We start from the raw sequence: 19,550 nt of genomic DNA on the forward strand, positions 1-19,550 counted from the left end.
GGCGGAGCCGCCCCTTCTCCGGTCAGGGCAACCGGTCGGGGACCTCCCGACCGCGAAGTTGCGGTTCGAACGGCTACTGTCACGGGCGACAGTGGCTCGGAGGAGGTTGTCGGGTGGTTCGGGAAGATGAAGGCCGGCTCGCCGCCGTGCTGCGCGACCAGCAGGACGCGATCGTGGCGTCCTGGGTCCGGGTGGTCGCGGAGTCCGTGCGGGGCAGGGCGACCGCCGCCGAGCTGGAGCGGGAGTTCCGCGAGCTGTACGGCGCGCTGCTGCCGCTCGTCGGCTCCGGCGTGCGCGACCTCGCCGGTGACCGGTTCGGTGAGGTGCGGTCACTGCTGGTCGACCTGTCCCGGGCACGGGCGCGGAGCGGGTACACGCCTTCGGAGACCGCGTCCGGCGTGTTCGCGCTCAAGCGGGTGGTCTTCGAGCACGTCGGGCAGCACGACGACCCCGCACTGTTCCGGGAGGTCCTCGACTTCGCCACGCTGATGGACGCGCTGGGGCTGGTCACGTTCGAGACCTTCGCCGCCGCCCGCGAGGAGATCATCACCGAGCAGGCCGAGCAGCTGCTGGAGCTGACGACCCCGGTCGTGAAGCTGTGGGAGGGCGTGCTCGCGGTGCCGCTGGTCGGCACCCTCGACTCCGACCGCACCCAGGTGGTGATGGAGAAGCTGCTGCAGAGCCTGGTCGATACCGGCGCCGAGCACGCGATCGTCGACATCACGGGCGTGCTGGCCGTGGACACCCAGGTCGCGCAGCACCTGCTCAAGACCGCGTTCGCGGCCCGCCTGATGGGCGCGGAGTGCACGATCTCGGGCATCCGGCCGCAGATCGCCCAGACCATCGTGGCGCTGGGCATCGAGTTCGGCGACATCACGACGAAGGCATCGCTGGCCGACGCCCTGCGGCACGCCCTGCACCGGCAGGGCGTCGACGTCGTCAGCGCCGGCGGGGTCCGCTGATGGAACGCGTCCCCATCCTGGAGATCGGCGGTGTGCTGCTGGTCTCCATCCAGATCGATCTGCAGGACCAGACCGTCCTGGCCCTCCAGGAGGACCTGGCGGAGCGGATCTCCGACTCGGGCGCGCACGGCGTGGTGATCGACATCTCCGGGGTGGAGATCGTCGACTCCTTCATCGGCCGCATGTTCGCCACGATCGCCTCGCTGTCCCGGCTGTTCGACGCGACCACGGTCGTGGTCGGGATGCGCCCCGCGGTCGCCATCACGCTGGTCGAGTTGGGACTCACCTTGGGCGACGTGCGCACGGCGCTGAACCTGGAACGCGGCCTGAAGATCCTCGGCGAACAGCGCCGAGGCGTGCGGTGACCGCGGCCGGCGGATCCGAGGAGTTGCCCGTCCGGGGCGACGACGACGTGGTGCGCGTGCGCCAGCTCGTCCGCGGGTATGCCCAGCGGGTGAAGCTCTCCCTGGTCAACCAGACCAAGCTGGTGACCGCGGCCAGCGAGTTGGCCCGCAACACGCTGGTCTACGGCGGTGGCGGCGTCGTCCGCGTCCAGGTCGTCACCGACGGTCGCAAGGAGGGCGTGCGCGTGGTCTTCCACGACGACGGGCCCGGCATCCCCGACCTCACCCTGGCGCTGGCCGACGGCTGGAGCAGCGGCAGCGGCCTGGGCCTGGGCCTGAGCGGCTCGCGCCGGTTGGTCGACGAGTTCGACCTGGACACCGAGGTCGGCCGGGGCACGACGGTTTCGGTCGTCAAGTGGCGGGGGTGACGCACCCGGTCGCGGTCGCGGAGGACGTGGCCTGGCTGTTCGTCGACGATCCCGCCCACGTCGGCCGGGCACGGCGGGCCGCGACCGCGCTGGCCGAGCAGCTGGTGTTCGACGAGTCGCGCGTCGCCGAGGTCGGGCTGGCCGTCACCGAGATCGCCGCCAACCTGCACAAGCACGCCGGCGAGGGCCACGTGCTGGTGCGAGCGCTGCGCGCGGGCGACCGGGCCGCGGTCGAGGTGGTGTCCCTCGACGCGGGCCCCGGCATCGCCGACACCGCGCTCGCGATGGTCGACGGCCAGTCGACCGCGGGCACGCTCGGCATCGGGCTGGGCATGGTGGCCCGCAGCGCCGACCACTTCGACGTGACGTCCCGGCGCGGCCGGGGCACCGTGCTGTCCGCCCGCTTCCACGCGCGGTCGCGGGACGAACCCCCGTTCGCCGCCGATCCCGCGGTCGCCGGGCTGACGCGACCGCTCGCCGGCGAGCAGCACTGCGGAGACGCCTACACGGTGCGCAGGACCGCCGATGGGCGGCTGTGGTTGATGATGTGCGACGGCTCGGGCCACGGCCCGCTGGCCGCGACCGCGTCGCGCGCGGCGGTCCGGGCGTTCACCGAGGACGAGCCGACCTCGCCCGAGGCGGTCGTGGCCAGGCTGCACGCCGCGCTGCGGGGTACGCGCGGCGGCGCGGTCGCGGCGGCGGTGCTCGACCCGGTGTCGGGCGTGGTCCGCTTCGCCGGGCTGGGCAACATCGCGGGCGCGGTCCTGGCGGACGGGCACAAGCGCTCGATGGTGTCGGTACCGGGCATCGCGGGGTTCCAGGCGCGGGGGATCAAGGCGTTCGACTACGAGCTGCCGCCGGGCGCGAGGGTCGTGCTGCACTCCGACGGCCTGACCGAGCGCTGGTCGCCCGAGGACGTCGCCGGCGTCACCTCGCCGTTGTTGCTCGCGGCCACGCTGGTGCGTGACGCGGCCGTGCGCAGGGACGACGCCGGCGTCCTGGTGGCGGCCCCGTGAGCCCGCAGGCCGAGCTGCTGCTCGGGGTCACCCTGACCCGCGAGTCCGACGTGTTCCTGCTGCGCCAGTGCGGCCGCGAGGTGGCGATCGTCGTCGGCCTCGAACCGCAGGACCAGATCCGGGTGGCGACCGCGCTCAGCGACGTGGGCCGGGAACTGCTGGCGGCCCGGCAGTCCACGCGCCTGGTGTTCGGGCTGCGGCACCACCCGGAGCCCGTGCTCGTCATCACCGTGGACGCGGCCGTGACGACCGGCCCGGGTTGGGACACCGCCCGCCGGCTGCTGGACGAGGTCACCGAGTCCGACGGGGCGGTCGAGCTGGTGAAGACGCTGCCGCGCCGCGCGCGGCCCGAACCCGCTCAACTGGCACACCTGCGCGGGATGCTGGCGCTGCCCGAGACCGACGCGCTGGAGCAGCTGCGCGCGCAGAACCAGGACCTCATGGAGACCTTGGAGTCGCTGGAGGCGAGGCGCCGGGAACTGCTCCGCGTCAACGAGGAGCTGGAGGAGACCAACCGGGGCGTGATGGCGCTGCACAAGGAGCTGTCGGAGGAGCTGGAGCAGACCAACCAGGGCGTCGTCGCGTTCTACACCGAGCTGGAGGAGAAGTCGAACCAGCTCCGCGAGGCCGCGGAAGCGCGCACCCGCTTCTGGTCCAACATCAGCCACGAGCTGCGCTCGCCGGTCAACTCGGTGATCGGGCTCTCCCGGCTGCTGACGGCTGCCGACGGCGATCCGCTCACCGACGAGCAGCGCCGCCAGATCGGGCTGATCCACGCCGCGGGCTCCACCCTGCTCGCCCTGGTCAACGAGCTGCTGGACACCGCCAAAGCCGAATCCGGCAGCCTCAAGCCCAAGTTCGCGCCGGTCGACCTGCCGCTGGTGCTGGCGCAGCTGCAGGGCGCGTCCCGCCCGATGATCCGCACCGACGAGGTCGAACTGGTCGTCGACCCGCTGCCGGCGGGGGCGGAGCTGGTCTCCGACGAGGTGCTGCTGCTGCGGGTGCTGCGCAACCTGGTGTCCAACGCGCTGAAGTTCACCGAGCACGGCACCGTGCGGCTGACCGTGGGCACCGATGACGACGAGATCCGGTTCACCGTGACCGACACCGGCATCGGCATCGCGCCGCAGGAGCAGCACCGCATCTTCGAGGAGTTCTACCAGGTGCCCGGACGGCTCCAGGTCGGCGTCGCCGGCACCGGCCTCGGCCTGCCCTACGCACGCCGCCTCACGCGTCTGCTCGGCGGCGACCTCACGCTGCGCAGCACCCTGGGCGAGGGCACGGAGGTGACGCTGCGGCTACCCCGCTCGGAGAGCGACATCCTCATCACCGGGACCACGTTGGTCGTCGAGCCCGACGACGCGGTGCGGGCGCGGGTGGCGATCTCGCTCGACGGCTTGGCGGACACGGTGCTGCAGGTGAAGGACGGGCGGGAGGCGTTGGAGCGGCTGCGCGCCGACCGGCCCGACGTGCTGGTGCTGGCGGCCGACGTGCCGCGGGTCAGCGGTCGGGAGATCCTGGCGTTCGTGCGGGCGGACGAGGCGTTGCGGGCGGTGCCCGCGGTCGTCGTGGCCGCCGACGCGGATCCGGACCTGGAGCGCGTCGTGACCGGTCTGTCCGCGGTGCTGCTCAACGCGGCCATGATCACCCCGTCGACCCTGCGCCGGGCGTTGCGCGGCGCGGTCAGGCTGGTGCGGAGCAAGGAGAGCCGATGACCTCGGACAGCGCGCACGTCCTGGTCGTGGACGACACGGAGGCCAGCCGCTACGTGCGGGCCAGCTGGCTGCGCCGGGGCGGGCACCGGGTGACCGAGGCGGTCGCCGGCGGTCAGGCGCTGGAGCTGCTGGCCGCCCAGGAGTTCGACATCGTCGTCCTCGACGTCGACCTGCCCGACATGAACGGCTTCGACGTCGCCGAACGCATCAAGGGCGACCCGCGCACCGCGGCGATCCCGGTCGTGCACGTCTCGGCGGCCTTCCGCGAGGCCGAGGACCGCATCACCGGCCTCAACCGCGGCGCGGACGCCTACCTCACCGAGCCCGTGGACGCGGGCGAGCTGATGGCCACGGTCCAGGCCGCCCTGCGCTACTACCGCGCGCGGACCCTGGCCGAACGCCTGGCCGACCGGCTGGCGAAGCTCACCGCCGGGACGATGGCCATCAACGCCGCCACGGAGTTCGACACCCTCGCGACCGAGGCGGCTCGGGCCACCGCCACCGTCCTGGCCGCTCCCGCCACGGCCATCGGCCCCGCCGCGGACGGCGGCCGGTGGATCGCCCGTGCCACGGTCGACGGCGAGGTGGACGTGATCCGGGGGACCGCCTTCGACGAGCCGCCCGTCGGGATGTCCACCGTCACCGATCCGCCGTGGAGCCCGGGCACGCCGTCGGCGGTCGTCCTCGCCCGCGGCACCCCGACGCGCCCGGCGGTGCTGCTCGCGGTCCCCCCGGAGGCCGTGGCCACCGACGAGGACCGCACCCTGCTGGTGCAGCTCGCGCAGGCCACCGCGCTGGCCGCCGAAGGACTGTGGGCCTACGTCGAGGAGCACAAACTCGCCCTCGTGCTCCAGCGCAGCCTCCTGCCGCGCGAGCTGCCCGTCGTGCCGTCGCTGCCGATGGCGGCCCGCTACCAGCCCGCGTCGAGCCACGCGGAGATCGGCGGCGACTTCTACGAGGTCACCCGCCTCGGTGACCGGCTCCTCATCGCCATCGGCGACGTGTGCGGGCACTCCATCGGCGCCGCGACCATCATGGGCGAGGTCCGCCACGCCCTGCGCGCCTACGCCGTCGAGGAGGAGGACCCCGCGCGCATCCTGCGCAAGCTGGACGCGATGTTGTCCCGCTTCCACTCCACCAAAGGGCTGACCACCATGTGCCTGCTGCTGGTGGACCCGGCGGACGGGGCGACCGCGGTGGCCAACGCGGGCCACGTCCCCCCGTTGGTCGCCGACCACACCGGCACCGAGTACCTCGCGGTCCGCGGACCCCTGCTCGGCATCGACCTGCCGCGCCCGCCGTCGACCCACCTGGTCCTGCCGCCGGGCGCGCTGGTCCTGCTCACCACCGACGGCCTGGTGGAGCACACGGGAACGGACCTCGACGACGGCATGAACCAGTTGCGCGACGCCGTGCGGCCCGACGTCGACATGAACGCCCTGTGCGACGACCTGCTGGAGCGCTTCGGCCGGGACAAGAAGGACGACATCGCCCTGTTCGCGTTCCGGCGGCCGGTGGGAGCGCCGTCCGCCGGCGAGGAGACCTGACCCGCCCGACATCGACCGCGGTGCCCGTCCATCGAAGACGACTTGGGGCGACGTCAGGAGGCACAGGGCATATGACGCGCGGTTCGCGTGAACGAACCGTCTCGGCCGGCGGGTAGCGCGAACGGCTCGCGTGGCGATCAACACGTATGCGCACCGCACCGGCGATCGTTTCCCTGGGCCTGTTGCTGACCGCCTGCACCACTGGCACCTCGGGTGTGCCCGACCCGGTCACGAACGAGGAAGTGGTCGTGCCGTCATTCGTGGTGGTGTCCGGGGCGGACGGCATCGCGGTGGTCGACCGCGCGGGGCACGAGCGGGTGAACGCCTTGGGCGACGACCAACCGTGGAGCGGGCCGCTCGCCGCCGCCTTGGACGCGGGCAGCGCAGCCGTGGTCGCCGGGGACAAGGTCGCGGTCGTCGGACCGGGGCGCGACCCCGTGGTGACCGACTGCGTGGACTGTTCCGGCGTCGCGGTCACCGGTGGCCGGATCGTCACCACGCGCCGCAACCACACACCCGGCGAGGGTTTCGACATCGTCTGGTTCGACCGAGACCTGCAGGAGGTGCGCTCCCTGCCCGTGCGCCGCTTGGAGGAGCGCGACGACGGCTCGGCGGTCCAAGCGGAGAACACCGAGTCGCCGTTCACCCTCGCCGCCGACCGCGACGGCGTCACGGTCGGCTACCTGTCGCGGATCGGCGGGGTGCGCAGTGGGCCGTCGATCATCGCCCGGTACGACAACGACGGCAAGATCGTGCGCAGTACCCAGGTCAACGGAACGCTCGGCATGTCCGCCACGTCCCCGGACCGCCGTCACCTCGCGATCGGCGTCGGCGGCTCCGGCGGCGCGTGCATCACCGTCTCCGCCCCCGTCGTCGTCGACCTCGACACCCTTGTGGTGCACCCTTTGGAGCCCTCGGTGCCCGACGGCGCGGTGGAGCTCGGGTCGCCCTACCCGTGGTTCCGGCTCACCGATCTGATGTGGCGGGACGGCACTGTGATCGCCACTGGTGAGGTGCACTCCCCTCCGGAGGGTGAAAGCTGCGATCCCGGACCCGCCCGCTGGGTCCGCGCCTACGACACAGCCACCTCGGCGCTGACCGACGAGGAAGAAGCGCCGCGGGCAGCCGCCCGCGCGGTGGGCGACTCGTGCGCCGACCAGGTCGGCATAGTCGGACGGGCCGGTGACGGCCAATTGATCGGCGTCGGCCAGCAGTCGCTGGGCCGCTACAACCGCCTGGTGCTGGGCCGTCCGGTGGTTGCCGGATGTTGACCGAAGTCCACTACACCGCGTTCATCAGCTACCAGTCCGCGTCCCGCCCTACCGCTCGCCACCTCAAGGAGCGTCTGTACGCCGTGGCCGGGCGTCACGAGCGGGGGACCGGGTTCAGGTTGTTCCTCGACGAGTCCGACCTGCGCCCCGGCCCGCTCGCCGAGGAGATCCGCGGCGCGCTCGACCGCTCCCGGTTCCTGGTGGTGCTGCTCGACACCGACACCCCGCGCTCGGAGTGGGTCAACGAAGAGATCCGGCACTGGCTCGCCTCCACCGGGCACGTCGACCGACTGGTTCTCGTCCGCGTGGGTGAGATCGACCTGTCCTGGGACGACGATCGCCGGGACTTCGCGGTGCCGGACGCGGTGCCCGCGGCCCTGCGAGGGGTGTTCGAGGTCGAGCAGAAGTGGATCGACCACCGGCCGCGCTGGTCGTGGCGCGACTCGGCAGCGCTCGTCGCCCTGTGCGCGCGGCTGATGGACGTGCAGCCCTCCGACTACCTGATCGAGGAAACCCGCTACCAACGCCGCCGGACCAGGACCGCCCAGGGCGTCGCAGCGGTGACGCTGGTGCTGCTGGTCGTAGCCCTGGTCGCCGGCGTCGTCGCCGTCCGGAACCGGCAGGAGGCCGAGCGCAACGCTTCGGAAGCCCGTGCCCAGGCCGACGCGGCCGAAGCCCTGCTCGCCGTGCCCGGTACGCCCACCGCGGCCATCGAGCGGGTGTTGCGCGCCGCGCGCGACAGCGACAGCCCGACCGTCCGCTCCGCGATGTTGGCCGTCTCGCAAGGCAGCTCCCGCCTCGAACACGCGTTGCGCCATCCCGGCCTGACCGACCTCGCGTTCGCCCCGGACAGCCGCGAACTGCTGGCCTGGGGTCGGCAGGGCGAGCGCACGGCGGTCCGCAGCTGGGACGTCGCCACGAGCACCCAGCGCGTCGACACGACCGTGCCCGCGACCGGGCTGTCGGACCTCACCAGGGTCGGGCCGAACCACCTGGTCGCCTGCGCCGACCAGGGCCCGATCGTGGTGGACCTCGCCGCCACCACCACGCGCCTCGACGGGGAGTGGACGGCGCGAGGCCCGTGCCGCGTCACCCCGTTCGACGGTGGCGCGGTCCTGCTCGGCCCGAGCTCCGCCCACGTGGTCGACCGGCGCGGTGAGGTGACGACCACGGACGGCGTCGACCGCGTCGTCGCTCTGTCCGGTTACCGCCACGTTGCGCTGTCCGGTTCGGCCGGGGTGTTCGTCGTGGCCGCCGGGCGGGCGCAGCGGCTCGACGTGCCACTGGGCTCGTCGGTCGAGGCCACCGACCCTGTCGCCGCGCTCGTCCTGCGTGCCGGCCCCACGTCGTGGCTGTTCGCCACACCGGGGCCGGGCGGTTACCGATCACGGGCGCTCACCGTGCCGGACACCGCGGTCGAGGTGGCCCCGCTGTTCGACCTCGGCAAGCTGACCGGCGACCTGGCGTGGATCACCGCGGACGGCACGCTGGGTTGGACCCGCGACGAGCGGCGCGGCCACGTCGAAGACGTGGAAGGCCACCCGATGTGGCAGCCCAAGTACGACACCCGCCTCGAACCCCTGGCCAATGGCGCGTTCGTGGCCGTGCAGGGCAACACCGCCACGATCGTGCGTCCGCCCACCGGGTCCCCGCCGGTCGACGTGAAGATCTCCACGCTGCCACCCGACTGGCGGACCGAATGGACGCGGGTGCCGGTACGGCAGCGGATCGGCGTACCTGAGAGCGGCGACACCGACCCCGTGGTCGCCCGCTGCCAGGACCGCTCCTCCGTGCTGCTCGCCACCGACGCACCGGTGGGCACGTCGCTGCTGGTGGACGCGACGGCGCTGGCTGTGCCGGTGCGTGACGGTCGCTACACCCCGGGCTGCGCCCTGATCGACCTCTCCGACTCCCTCGTCCACCACGACGCGGTCCGCGCCGGGCAGACGGTGATCCGCACCCCGTTCCAGGCCGACGCCGTCGCGTTCTCCCCGTCGGGTGGTCGTGTGGCCGTGCTCAACGAGGGCTTCCCGATCGAGGTGCTGAGCACCGGGAATGAACGTCGCCCTTGGGACGTGGCGACCACCGTCAGCGGCGACATCACCGGCGGCGTGGTGACCGCGTTCGGCGAACGCGAGGTCGTCCTGGTCGACGACGGCCTGGTGTTCACCGATGCGCGCGGCGTGGTCGAGCGCGTGCCGGTGAGCGACGCCGGCGCGATCTCCGCGGTCGAACCCGACGGCACGGGTGCTCTGCTGGCTTCATCGCCCGGCACCGGCGTGACCTTGGTCGACGGCCGTGCCGCGACCGCAGGGCGTTGCCGCGCCGACGGCCTGCGCTACGTTCCCGCCGCGGGATACCTCGAGTCGCTCGCCGCGGCCGAGACCCCCGTTCCCGTGGACCGCGAGGGCACCGACTGCCGAACGGGCAGCCACCTGTCCGACGTGCCCGACGTCGTCTCCTACGACCTCGGCGCGACCACCGGCCGTATCGTGGCCAGGACCGACCATGGCCTGGCCGTCACCACCTGGGTGCGCGGTGACGAGTCGTCCCTGCGCACCGTCCCCGGCCCACCGGCCGGCGCCGACGACGAGGTGTCCTTCGACCCCGCCGCCCGCACGGCGCTGGTCCACACCCCGGGAGCGCGCGCCCTCGACGTGTACCGGTACGACGGTGGCACGTGGCGCCCGGCGGCCACCGCGGTCGCCGGTGTCGGCCGGGTCGAGGCCGCGTCCCTGGTCGACGACGGCACCCTCCTGCTCGCCATCGGCTCCACCGGGGGGTTCCAGCTGTTCGACGCCACGTCCGGCCGCCTGGTGGTCAACGACCCGGGCACGCTCGACGCCACCGAGGTCGTGGCCACCTCCGCCCGCCGGATCGGTGACGAACTCGTGGTCCACCTCAAGTCCGACGCCGACCGCGGGCGGACGATCCGGATTCCCGTGGCCATCCCGGCGCTGCGGCGCCAGCTGTGCGAGGTCTACCGGACCGAGCACTGCTGAACGCCGGGGCGGCACCCGGATGCAGTGGACGTGGCCGATGTGGTCGCCGGCCCCACGCAGCACGTCGTCGCCCGTTCGCGCCGGTCATCGGGCACCCTCGACGGTCATGGCGCGGAGGTGATGGCGAGGGTGACGACCCCGTGGATGCTGGGCACCGTCCCCAGACCCAGCGTGCACAGCGTGACGGCGGTGGACGGTCCGGTGATGGTCTGGACGACCGAGTCACCGGCGAACAGCCCGGCGGTGACGGTGCCGGTGATGGTGACGACCAGTGCGGCGCCGGCGGTGGTGACGGTGGTGCTGCCGGAGATCGTGGAGCTCTGACCGGTGTTCCAGGTGATGGTGAAGGTCAGCGGGGCCGACGTGAGCAGGTCCAGGCACGACAAGGCCGGGTAGGGGATGGTGGCGCTGCGGGAGCCGGAGGTCAGCCCCGGCACGCTGGTGGAGGTGCACGGTCCGTACTGGGTGGACGCGGTCACCGTCGTCGGCCCGGGGGTGAGGGTCAGCGGCGGGGTGAAGGACGCGGTCTGGCTGCTGGTCGGCAGGCAGGTCACATCCAGCGCGCCCGCCGTGGCCGGGGTGGCGGGAACCAGCATGCCCAGGACGGTGGCCGCAGTGGCGAGGAGACCGGCCAGGACCGTGCGTGAACGCATTCGTCGCTCCGAGGGTGAGGTGCGCAAGAACCCGAAGGCGACACGAGGACGCCCGTCCTGTGGGTCGGCCACTCCCATCGGTCTGTTACTTGTTCATGGCATTCCGAATGCACTTCGGCCAGGATGGCGCAATCGACGTGGCACCTGACCGTCGGGCGACACTTTGTGTGCCACCGGCGCGTATCGGGAGGTCAGCCTTATGGGGTCTTGCCTGTGCACAGGCGGCTCAAGGGCGCACACTTCGGCAATGGTGGGGCGTCGACGGCCTTCTGCCACGCCGGAGGTGACCGGGTATGTCCGCATTTCGGGGCCCGGCAGGCGGTGTGGTGTTCGTTTGAGTGGCTGAGTGCCGCGGAGCCCGTGGTGATCGGGTGGTGTGCGCGAGCCAAGTGGGTACGGCCTCTCATCCGGCGCTAATGCGCCTTCCCCGGTGGACGAAGGAACCGGTGTTCCACCTTCCGCACCGAACAAGGGAGTTCATCGGTGATCACGTCTTCGCCCGGTCGGCACAGGGGTAGAGCCCTGCCGGCGATCATCGCGGCACTGGCGGTCGTACCGCTCGCGCTCGCCGTCACCTCCGCGCGACCGGCCTCTGCGACACCGGGCGTCCCCGGGGCGCCGGTCGTGGTGTTCGCCGAGAACTTCGAGAACGGCCAGGGCACCACACCCGTCCTGCTCACCGGCTACACCGGTGCGCCGCCGGTGGCGCAGACCTACTCCGCCGATCCGGCGTGGCTGACCGCCTGCAACGGTTGGCTGGCCTCGCCGCAGCAGCCGGCCGTGCCACCGCCGGGCAGCGGGTGCAGCGCGGGCAACTGGCAGGCGGTCCGGGACATGGCCGGGATCCTGGGTCAGTGGGCGGGCGGCGACCCGGCCACCAACCACGCCGTCACCGCCTACACCGCCGGGAACCCCGGGGCGGGCAAGGTGCAGCTGCGCACCGAGCAGCCCATCCCGCTGCCCGGACCGGACCGGTTCCTGACCTTCTCGGTGGACGCGGCCGAGCAGAACTGCTTCGCCAACCACGCGCTGTTCGAGTTCTACCTGCTCGACGGCGCGACCGCCGTGCCCGCGTTCACCACGGCGATCGAGCCCTGCGCCAACCCCTCGAGCGTCATCGACGGCACCGCCGTGGGCACCTACACCAGCGACCGGCCGGTGCTGTTCGGCGGCTCGTCGGTGGGAGTGCAGCTGGTCAACGCCCAGGGCAGCGGGGGCGGCAACGACGCCGCGTTCGACAACGTCCGCGTTCTGGACGTCACCCCGCAGCTGGACGTCGGCTACAGCCCGCCCCCGGTGCAGATGGGGCAGACGGCCACCCTGACCTTCACCGTCACCAACACCGCCGAGCTGGCGGTCAAGGAGGGTTGGTCGTTCACCGCGAACCTGCCGGCGGGGCTGACCGCGACCGCCCAGCCCACCACGGACTGCGCCGACGCCACCGCCTCCACCGCCGCCGGCACGGTGACCGCCACCGGCTCCCTGGCCACCGGCCAGGTCTCGTGCACCGTCGCCGTCACGGTCACCGCCGCCCGCCCCGGCACCTACACCACCTGCGCCACCGACGTGACCGCGCGGGTCGGCCTCAACGCGCCGGGGTGCGCCTCGGTGCGGTTCATCGCGCCGGTGCTGCTGTTCGACGCCCACGCGCACGGTGGGAAGCTGACCGCTCCGCTGGTCGGCGTGGGCCCACTCGCCCCGTCGGACCTCACCTGCACGCCCCAACCGGGTCTGGACCAGGACCAGGCGCTCGGCGCCACCCTGCCGGGGATCGGCTCGCTGGGCGTCATCGACACCGAGGCGCACGGCACCGTCGGCGGTGACGGACAGCGCACCGCCACCGCGTGGGCCCGCACCGCGAAGGTTTCGTTGCTGGGCGGCTTGATCACCGCCGACGAGATCCGCGCCAAGGCCGCCGCCGCGGAAGACCTCGACGGCACGGTCAGCACCGCCGGCGAGGTCGAGTTGGTCAACCTTCGGATCAACGGCACTCCCGTGGTCAACCCCGCGGTCGACCTGACCATCACCATCCCGCTCGTGGCCACCGTCGTGGTCAACGAACAGCGGCCGCTGGCAGGTGGTGCCGGCATCGCCGTCAACGCCCTGCACATCCGACTGCTCAACGGCGTCGACCTCGTGGTCAGCCACGCGCGGGTCACCCTGACCCGCCCCGGCACCCCCTGCCCGATCGACTGACGCCCAGGGGTGGTGCAGGTGTGTCCCCCACCTGCACCACCCGGCGGCCGGGGGGCCGTGATCGGACGGACGCGCGGCGGCCGTCGGGCGCCTGTCGGTTGACGACTCGGAGGCCGACCGGGCGTGGCGGGTCGGTGGGAGTCGGTGCCGATTTCGAGGACGGAGTGGCGCGGACCGCATCGCCGGTCACCTCCGCCTGTCACGACGCGCGATCCTCGCCCGGGCGGCACGGCCATGGGAGCAGTGGGTCCATCCTCGGCCCGCGCAACCAACACCGGAGCGTTCCCGCCGAATACCCGACCTCGGAGCACTCACCCCATGGTCGTGCAGTGCACTCCGATGGACCTGCGGCACAGATCCAGCACCAGGGCCCGCGAGGTACTCGGATCCTGGCTGGGCCGGACACGACCCGGATCCCGGAGTGGGAATCGATCACGCCGATTGCCGTCGCGGCTGGTCGGACCGGTGTTGTGAGCTGCGGCCCAGGCGCAGAAGAAGGCACCGGGCACGACCCGCGGCGGACCGCACGACCAGTCCGCACCGTGGTCAGCTCCCTGCTCGGCGCGGCACCCGGTGGGGTGGACACCAGCCGGTGGACGGCCTCGTGGCCTGTTCGACATCCCCGTCCTCCGTGCGCGGCGTGTGGATCGACGGTCCGCTACGGGGCGGGGAGGCATCGGGCCCCGGGACGGCATTCGGCCGTGCGGTTCCCTCCGTGGTGTCGTTCGCGCGTGCCGTGAGGGGGGCGTCCGGGGGTACGCGTGGTGCCAGTACCACGGGAGTGGAACTCGCCGTGGGCGCGTCGGTTCGATGCGGACAGGTGGATTGCGGACAACGGTGTGTGAGCGGGCCGGAACGGGGTAGTCGGGCACGTCGCCGGCGGTCCGATTCCGAGTGCGGGGTGGGGGAGCGGTCGGTGGCGCCGGTAGGCCCGTGCACCGCCCAGTGAGCCGAGGATGGTCATGACGACGCTCAAACCGACCCCGATCGTCCCCCGAGGGGCCGCCCGGCCCCGTCTCAAGGGATCGGCGTTGCTGCGCCTGTTCCGCACCACCGATCACAAGACGATCGGCCTGATGTACCTGACCACGTCGTTCGGGTTCTTCCTGGTGGGCGGGCTGATGGCGTTGCTGATGCGCGGCGAGCTGGCGCGTCCGGGGCTGCAGTTCCTGTCCAACGAGCAGTACAACCAGCTGTTCACCATGCACGGCACGGTGATGCTGCTGCTGTACGCGACCCCGATCGTGTTCGGGTTCGCCAACTTCATCCTGCCGTTGCAGATCGGGTCGCCGGACGTGGCGTTCCCGCGGCTCAACGCGCTGTCGTACTGGCTGTACCTGTTCGGCGGCCTGATCGCGGTCAGTTCGTTCCTCACACCCGCCGGCGCGCCGGACTTCGGCTGGACCGCCTACACGCCGCTGTCCAGCGCGATCCACAGCCCCGGCGTGGGCGCCGACCTGTGGATCTCCGGCCTGGTCGTGGGCGGCCTGGGCACGATCCTCGGCGCGGTCAACATGATCACCACGGTGATCTGCCTGCGCGCGCCGGGCATGACCATGTTCCGGATGCCGATCTTCACCTGGAACATCCTCATCACCTCGATCCTGGTGCTGGTGGCGTTCCCGATCCTGACCGCGGCCCTGCTCGGCCTGCTGGCCGACCGGCACCTGGGCGCGCACGTGTTCGACCCGGCCAACGGCGGGGTCATCCTCTGGCAGCACCTGTTCTGGTTCTTCGGCCACCCCGAGGTCTACATCATCGCGCTGCCGTTCTTCGGCATCGTGTCCGAGATCTTCCCGGTGTTCTCCCGCAAGCCGCTGTTCGGCTACAAGGGCCTGGTGTACGCGACGATCGCGATCGCGCTGTACTCGGTGATCGTGTGGGCGCACCACATGTACGCCACCGGCGCGGTGCTGCTGCTGTTCTTCGCCGCCTCCACTTTCATCATCGCCATCCCGACCGGCATCAAGTTCTTCAACTGGATCGGCACCATGTGGAAGGGACAGCTGACGTTCGAGTCACCGATGCTGTTCAGCGTCGGGTTCCTGGTGACGTTCCTGTTCGGCGGCCTGTCCGGCATCCTGCTCGCCTCGCCGCCGATCGACTTCCACGTCCACGACACCTACTTCGTCGTGGCCCACTTCCACTACGTGCTGTTCGGCACGATCGTGTTCGCCACCTACGCGGGCATCTACTTCTGGTTCCCCAAGATGACCGGCCGCATGCTGGACGAGACCCTGGGCAAGATCCACTTCTGGACCACGTTCATCGGCTTCCACCTGACCTTCCTGGTACACCACTGGCTGGGCAACCAGGGCATGCCGCGCCGCTACGCCGACTACCTCCAGAGCGACCAGTTCACCGGCCTCAACACCATCTCCACCATCGGCTCGTTCGTGCTGGGCGCCTCGACCCTGCCGTTCATCTGGAACGTCTTGCGCAGCTACCGCTATGGCGAACCCGCCGGCCGTGACGACCCGTGGGGCTTCGGCAACTCGCTGGAATGGGCCACCAGCTGCCCGCCACCGCGGCACAACTTCACCGAACTGCCCCGCATCCGCTCCGAACGGCCCGCGTTCGAGCTGCACTACCCGCACATGGTCGAACGGATGCGCGCCGAATCCCACTACTCCGTGCTCAACCGGGACCAGGACGACACCGGCGTCGACCCGACCACGGAGAAGTACCTCGCCCCGACCGACCGCGACACCGGGCACGGCGACTGATGTCGCGGGGGAGGAGGACCCGGTGACCCGGTACGAACGCCGCCAACTCCGCAGGATCGAACGCCGGCTGGAGACCACCGACCCGGTGCTGGCCCGCGCGCTCTCCGGTCGGCCGACGATCCCGCGCCCCGTGCACCGCACCTCGACCAGGGTGTGGGCGGCGCTGCTCGGCATCGCGCTGGTGGCCGGCGGGGCGACCGTCCACCTGCCGCTGGCCTTCGCGGGCTGCCTGCTGCTCATGACCGCGGCCTGCCTGCACGTCACACGCCCACGACCGATCCCGCCATAGGACTTGCCCGGCGCTCCCGGGCGGGGGTTCGCCCGTCGCGGATGGGGTATTCCCGGGTCGATCGGACCGCGCGGTGATCGTGTCGTCCGATCGGTTCCTCGGTAGGTCGGTCGAGCAGGCGCCGGCCCCACCACCACGGTGGCTGGGCGCGCCTGTGGCGGTCCGGTCACCCCGCCGCTCAGCCGGCGGACCGACCACTCCAGGACCCCACATGACCGGAACACCACCGACCTCACGCCACGGCGCTGTCGACCTCGACGAGCTGCTGGACGTCGCCCGCACCGCCGCACGGACGGGAGGCCGCACCGCCGCGTTCCGGCGCCGCCGCGCGCACCGCCTGTTCCGCGAGGACGACACCGCGCTCCACGTCCTGGTCGACGAAGCGCGCCACGAAGCCGACCGAGCCATCCGGGCGGTCCTGAACAGGCAGCGGCCGAACGACGGCGTCCTCGGCCGGGAGAGGAGCACCGCGGGGTGTACCGACGTGCGGTGGATCGTCGACCCGATCGGCGGGAGCGTCGACTACCTGTACGAACGGCCGGACTGGGCGGTCAGCGTGGCCGCCGCCGCACCCGGTGGCACGCTGCTGGCTGGCGTGGTGTCCGAGCCGGCGGTGGGCGTGCTGACCGAGGCCCGGTTGGGCGGCGGGACCGTGACCAACGACGACCCCGTTCCCCTGCCGGGCACGCGCGATCTGGCCCGCGCCCTGGTCGAGATCGGCCCCGACGGGCGCGACGCCGCGGCGGGCCGCACGATCGACGCCCTCGCGGCACGCGTCGGCGGGCTCCGGCGCGGGGGCAGCACCGCCGCGGCCCTGGCCCGCGTGGCCACCGGCCGCGCGGACGCGCTGTGGGCTCCCGACCTGAAGCCGTGGGACTGCGCCGCGGGCGTGCTGCTCGTGCAGGAGGCGGGCGGCACGGTCGGGGACCTCGTCGGGACGTCACCGCGGACGTGGCCCGGCAGCGGCGACGTGCTGGCCGCCGCACCCGCCCTGTGGGGTGCGCTGCGGGAACTGCTGGCCGAGGTGCACCCACCACCCACCCCGGTCCGGCACGGCCTGGCCGCCACCGACCGATGAACCGGCCCACGAGTCCGCGATCACGAGGAGAGGCTCGGATGACGCAGCGCACCACCCACATCTCGACCAGGGTCGACGTGGACGGGGGCATCGTCCTGGTCGGGGTGTCGGGTTCACTCGACGCGGCCTCGCAGCGGCCCGTCACGGCCGCGTTGGACGACGTCTTCGACACCGGTCCCGGCGCGATCGTGCTGGACCTGAGCGAGGTCGACTTCCTGGGATCGACCGGCATCGCCCTGCTCGTCAACACCCGGCACCGGGCCGCACGGCTGGGCATCCCCTTCGCCGTCGTCGCGGACGACCACCGCGTGCTGCGGCCACTGCGGATGAGCCAGGTCGACACCGCACTGCCCCTGCACCCGGCGGTGCGGGCCGCGGTCGCGGCGGTGCGGCTCGCGTCCACCTGAGCCGGTCACGTGCCCCGGTGTCCGGGCTTCCCGACCGGAAGAAGGTGCCGGATGAGCCGTCCGAGCGCTGGTGCCGGTAGACCAGGCGCAGCCGGCGGGCGTCGAACATCGCGAACCGCTCGTCCCACCCGACGTGACGCACGTCGTGGCCGCCGTAGCCACGCACCACGTCGTTCGGCCCACTTCCGGATCACCCCGTGGTCAGGCCGCGGCGGCCCAGGCCCGGGAGGATCTCGTCCGGCGGGCTGGTTCCCGGCTCGGGCTCGACGCCGGCGTGCCGCGGTTCCCCGGTCGCTGCTGGGTGCCCATCGTGGGACCTCCGTCTGTGGCGCACCCCGTGGACGACGGGTCCAATCGCGTCCGACGTGGATCGCGGCGAGGTGGACGCCGCGGACCGGTGAGGCCGTGCACGCGGTGGCGGCCGAACTGCCGGGCCGGTGGGCGTCCGCGATGCCGGTCGACCGCTCCGGGCACGAGAACGCCGAGCTCCGCGACCTCGCCGAGCGCTCCGTCGACGACGTCCTCGCCACCGGTGGCCGACAGGCGGTCCGATCCGGGGTCCTCGGCATGGGCGTGCCGCCGCCGGGGGTTCGGGGGGACGACCGGCTGGGTACCTCGTGCTCGTGGACGACTTTCTGGGCATCTACCTCAGGGACCAGCTCGCGATGGGCGTGTTGTGGCGCGAGCTGGCGCGGCGTGCCCAGCGCAACAACCGCGGCACCGAACTCGGCGCGGCGGTGGGAGGTGTGGCGACGGCCATCGCGGAGGACGTCGAGACGTTCCGGACGATCATGCGACGGCTCGGGGTGCGCACCGACCCCGTCAAGACCGGGTTGGCGTTCGGCGCCGAACGCCTCGGCCGGCTCAAGCGCAACGGCCGGCTGACGTCGTACTCGCCGTTGAGCCGGTTCGAGGAGCTGGAGTTCCTCGCGATGGGCATCGACGGCAAGAAGCAGCTCTGGACGACCCTGCGCGACCTCGCGGGGCTGCGGGAACGCCTGCCGGACATCGACTTCGACCACCTGATCGGCCGGGCCGCACGTCAACGCGCCGACCTCGAACCGTTCCGCGCCCGCGCCGGCACCGACGCCTTCGCCACGCACGGCCCGCAGTAGATCCGCGAACCCGAACCCGAGGAGTCGCCGGTTCAGCGAGCGGGCGGCGGGTACTCGGGGAGCATGAGCTTGCGCCGGACACTGCACGCCGCCGAGTCGCTCGACGCCGTCGACGCCCCGGCCGGCGTGGTCGCACGCGCCGTGCGGCGGATCGTCGGACGGGGCCGGGTGGACCGGCTGCTGCGCGGCGCGTGGCTGGGCCACCCCGTGCACCCGCTGCTGGTGACGGTGCCGATCGGGGCCTGGGTGTGCTCCGCGGTCCTCGACGTCAGCGGCCACCACGCCGCCGCACGGCGGCTGGTGGTGATCGGGCTGGCCGCGACGCCGCCGACCGTGCTCGTCGGCCTGGCGGACTTCTCCCGCCTGGACGTCCGCCAGCGGCGGGTCGGTCTCCTGCACGCGGCCGGGAACACGCTCGCCGCGGGCTGCTTCCTGGCCTCGACCCGGTGCCGCGGCCACCGCTCCGCCCGAGCGTGGGTCCTGGTCGGGCTGGTGGTCCTCAGTGCGGGCGGTGCACTGGGTGGCCACCTGTCCTACGCACAGGCCGCCGGCGTCCACCGCTGGCCGGCGGACACCGTCTGAGCCCTTCGCCCCCGCGCGGATCACGATCCCGGCAGTCCGACTCGCGGGTCCGAGTGACGGTTCCGATGTCCGACACCGGTTTGCCCCTGACCGTGAGTGGTATTCCGTGACCCCCTCCACGGGGTCTCGCGCACATCGGAACGAGGCCTCGAAGGAACTTCTCGTCGGTCAAGCAGCGTGCCGGCACCCGCGCGATCGCCCTCGTGCCGGACCGTGCCA

At 72.4% G+C, this 19,550-nt stretch carries 16 protein-coding genes; 15 read left to right on the forward strand and 1 reads right to left on the reverse strand.

Going from position 1 to position 19,550, the window contains the following annotated elements:
* Window positions 1-113 precede the first annotated feature (113 nt).
* The 8 genes from FHX81_RS38950 (at window position 114) to FHX81_RS38985 (ending at window position 10,285) form a co-directional block, all read left to right on the forward strand.
* Window positions 114-962, forward strand: coding sequence for an STAS domain-containing protein (locus tag FHX81_RS38950; protein ID WP_246108187.1), 849 nt, complete (start codon window positions 114-116; stop codon window positions 960-962).
* Complete coding sequence (locus FHX81_RS38955) at window positions 962-1,327, forward strand: STAS domain-containing protein (protein WP_141983438.1); 366 nt, start codon at window positions 962-964, stop codon at window positions 1,325-1,327. Before FHX81_RS38950 ends, FHX81_RS38955 begins: the two co-directional genes overlap by 1 nt.
* On the forward strand, window positions 1,324-1,734 hold the full coding sequence (locus FHX81_RS38960) for an ATP-binding protein (protein WP_141983439.1): 411 nt from the start codon (window positions 1,324-1,326) through the stop codon (window positions 1,732-1,734). The genes FHX81_RS38955 and FHX81_RS38960 overlap by 4 nt, the downstream gene beginning before the upstream one ends.
* Window positions 1,722-2,750: an ATP-binding SpoIIE family protein phosphatase gene (locus FHX81_RS38965; RefSeq protein ID WP_141983440.1), complete on the forward strand. Its 1,029-nt coding sequence runs from the start codon at window positions 1,722-1,724 to the stop codon at window positions 2,748-2,750. Before FHX81_RS38960 ends, FHX81_RS38965 begins: the two co-directional genes overlap by 13 nt.
* Window positions 2,747-4,465, forward strand: coding sequence for an ATP-binding protein (locus FHX81_RS38970; RefSeq protein ID WP_141983441.1), 1,719 nt, complete (start codon window positions 2,747-2,749; stop codon window positions 4,463-4,465). Before FHX81_RS38965 ends, FHX81_RS38970 begins: the two co-directional genes overlap by 4 nt.
* Window positions 4,462-6,012: a fused response regulator/phosphatase gene (locus FHX81_RS38975; protein ID WP_141983442.1), complete on the forward strand. Its 1,551-nt coding sequence runs from the start codon at window positions 4,462-4,464 to the stop codon at window positions 6,010-6,012. The genes FHX81_RS38970 and FHX81_RS38975 overlap by 4 nt, the downstream gene beginning before the upstream one ends.
* A 146-nt stretch (window positions 6,013-6,158) precedes the next feature.
* Window positions 6,159-7,283 carry a hypothetical protein gene (locus tag FHX81_RS38980; protein WP_141983443.1) on the forward strand — a complete coding sequence of 375 codons (1,125 nt, stop codon included), beginning with the start codon at window positions 6,159-6,161 and terminating at the stop codon, window positions 7,281-7,283.
* A complete protein-coding gene (locus FHX81_RS38985; RefSeq protein WP_141983444.1) occupies window positions 7,277-10,285 on the forward strand; it encodes a toll/interleukin-1 receptor domain-containing protein in 3,009 nt (1,002 codons plus the stop codon). Before FHX81_RS38980 ends, FHX81_RS38985 begins: the two co-directional genes overlap by 7 nt.
* A gap of 104 nt (window positions 10,286-10,389) precedes the next feature.
* On the opposite strand, the gene FHX81_RS38990 is transcribed toward FHX81_RS38985, so the two are convergent.
* Window positions 10,390-10,938: a hypothetical protein gene (locus FHX81_RS38990; protein WP_170232348.1), complete on the reverse strand. Its 549-nt coding sequence runs from the start codon at window positions 10,936-10,938 to the stop codon at window positions 10,390-10,392.
* 483 nt (window positions 10,939-11,421) lie between these two features.
* Here FHX81_RS38990 and FHX81_RS38995 point away from each other — a divergent pair, with 483 nt between their 5' ends.
* From FHX81_RS38995 to FHX81_RS39025, 7 genes are all read left to right on the forward strand, one after another.
* Window positions 11,422-13,134, forward strand: coding sequence for a choice-of-anchor P family protein (locus FHX81_RS38995; protein WP_141983446.1), 1,713 nt, complete (start codon window positions 11,422-11,424; stop codon window positions 13,132-13,134).
* A gap of 962 nt (window positions 13,135-14,096) precedes the next feature.
* Window positions 14,097-15,860 carry an aa3-type cytochrome oxidase subunit I gene (ctaD, locus tag FHX81_RS39000; protein ID WP_141983447.1) on the forward strand — a complete coding sequence of 588 codons (1,764 nt, stop codon included), beginning with the start codon at window positions 14,097-14,099 and terminating at the stop codon, window positions 15,858-15,860.
* Between the two features lie 22 nt (window positions 15,861-15,882).
* Entirely contained in the window at window positions 15,883-16,149 is a 267-nt protein-coding gene (locus FHX81_RS39005) for a DUF3040 domain-containing protein (protein ID WP_141983448.1), read from the forward strand.
* A gap of 211 nt (window positions 16,150-16,360) precedes the next feature.
* A complete protein-coding gene (locus FHX81_RS39010; RefSeq protein ID WP_141983449.1) occupies window positions 16,361-17,227 on the forward strand; it encodes an inositol monophosphatase family protein in 867 nt (288 codons plus the stop codon).
* Between the two features lie 38 nt (window positions 17,228-17,265).
* Complete coding sequence (locus FHX81_RS39015; RefSeq protein ID WP_170232349.1) at window positions 17,266-17,634, forward strand: STAS domain-containing protein; 369 nt, start codon at window positions 17,266-17,268, stop codon at window positions 17,632-17,634.
* A gap of 623 nt (window positions 17,635-18,257) precedes the next feature.
* Window positions 18,258-18,749: a hypothetical protein gene (locus FHX81_RS39020; protein WP_141983451.1), complete on the forward strand. Its 492-nt coding sequence runs from the start codon at window positions 18,258-18,260 to the stop codon at window positions 18,747-18,749.
* 63 nt (window positions 18,750-18,812) lie between these two features.
* Window positions 18,813-19,331 carry a DUF2231 domain-containing protein gene (locus FHX81_RS39025; RefSeq protein WP_141983452.1) on the forward strand — a complete coding sequence of 173 codons (519 nt, stop codon included), beginning with the start codon at window positions 18,813-18,815 and terminating at the stop codon, window positions 19,329-19,331.
* Window positions 19,332-19,550 lie beyond the last annotated feature (219 nt).

This window comes from Saccharothrix saharensis, assembly GCF_006716745.1.
GTDB classification, from domain to species: Bacteria; Actinomycetota; Actinomycetes; order Mycobacteriales; family Pseudonocardiaceae; genus Actinosynnema; species Actinosynnema saharense.

What these genes read in the sequence shown, in the direction of transcription:
- FHX81_RS38985 (WP_141983444.1), top strand. Translation starts at nt 7,277, where the DNA reads ATGTTGACCGAAGTCCACTACACCGCGTTCATCAGCTACCAGTCCGCG.
- FHX81_RS39015 (WP_170232349.1), top strand. Translation starts at nt 17,266, where the DNA reads ATGACGCAGCGCACCACCCACATCTCGACCAGGGTCGACGTGGACGGG.
- ctaD (WP_141983447.1), top strand. Translation starts at nt 14,097, where the DNA reads ATGACGACGCTCAAACCGACCCCGATCGTCCCCCGAGGGGCCGCCCGG.
- FHX81_RS38955 (WP_141983438.1), top strand. Translation starts at nt 962, where the DNA reads ATGGAACGCGTCCCCATCCTGGAGATCGGCGGTGTGCTGCTGGTCTCC.
- FHX81_RS38980 (WP_141983443.1), top strand. Translation starts at nt 6,159, where the DNA reads ATGCGCACCGCACCGGCGATCGTTTCCCTGGGCCTGTTGCTGACCGCC.
- FHX81_RS38990 (WP_170232348.1), bottom strand. Translation starts at nt 10,938, where the DNA reads ATGCGTTCACGCACGGTCCTGGCCGGTCTCCTCGCCACTGCGGCCACC.
- FHX81_RS38975 (WP_141983442.1), top strand. Translation starts at nt 4,462, where the DNA reads ATGACCTCGGACAGCGCGCACGTCCTGGTCGTGGACGACACGGAGGCC.
- FHX81_RS39025 (WP_141983452.1), top strand. Translation starts at nt 18,813, where the DNA reads ATGAGCTTGCGCCGGACACTGCACGCCGCCGAGTCGCTCGACGCCGTC.
- FHX81_RS39010 (WP_141983449.1), top strand. Translation starts at nt 16,361, where the DNA reads ATGACCGGAACACCACCGACCTCACGCCACGGCGCTGTCGACCTCGAC.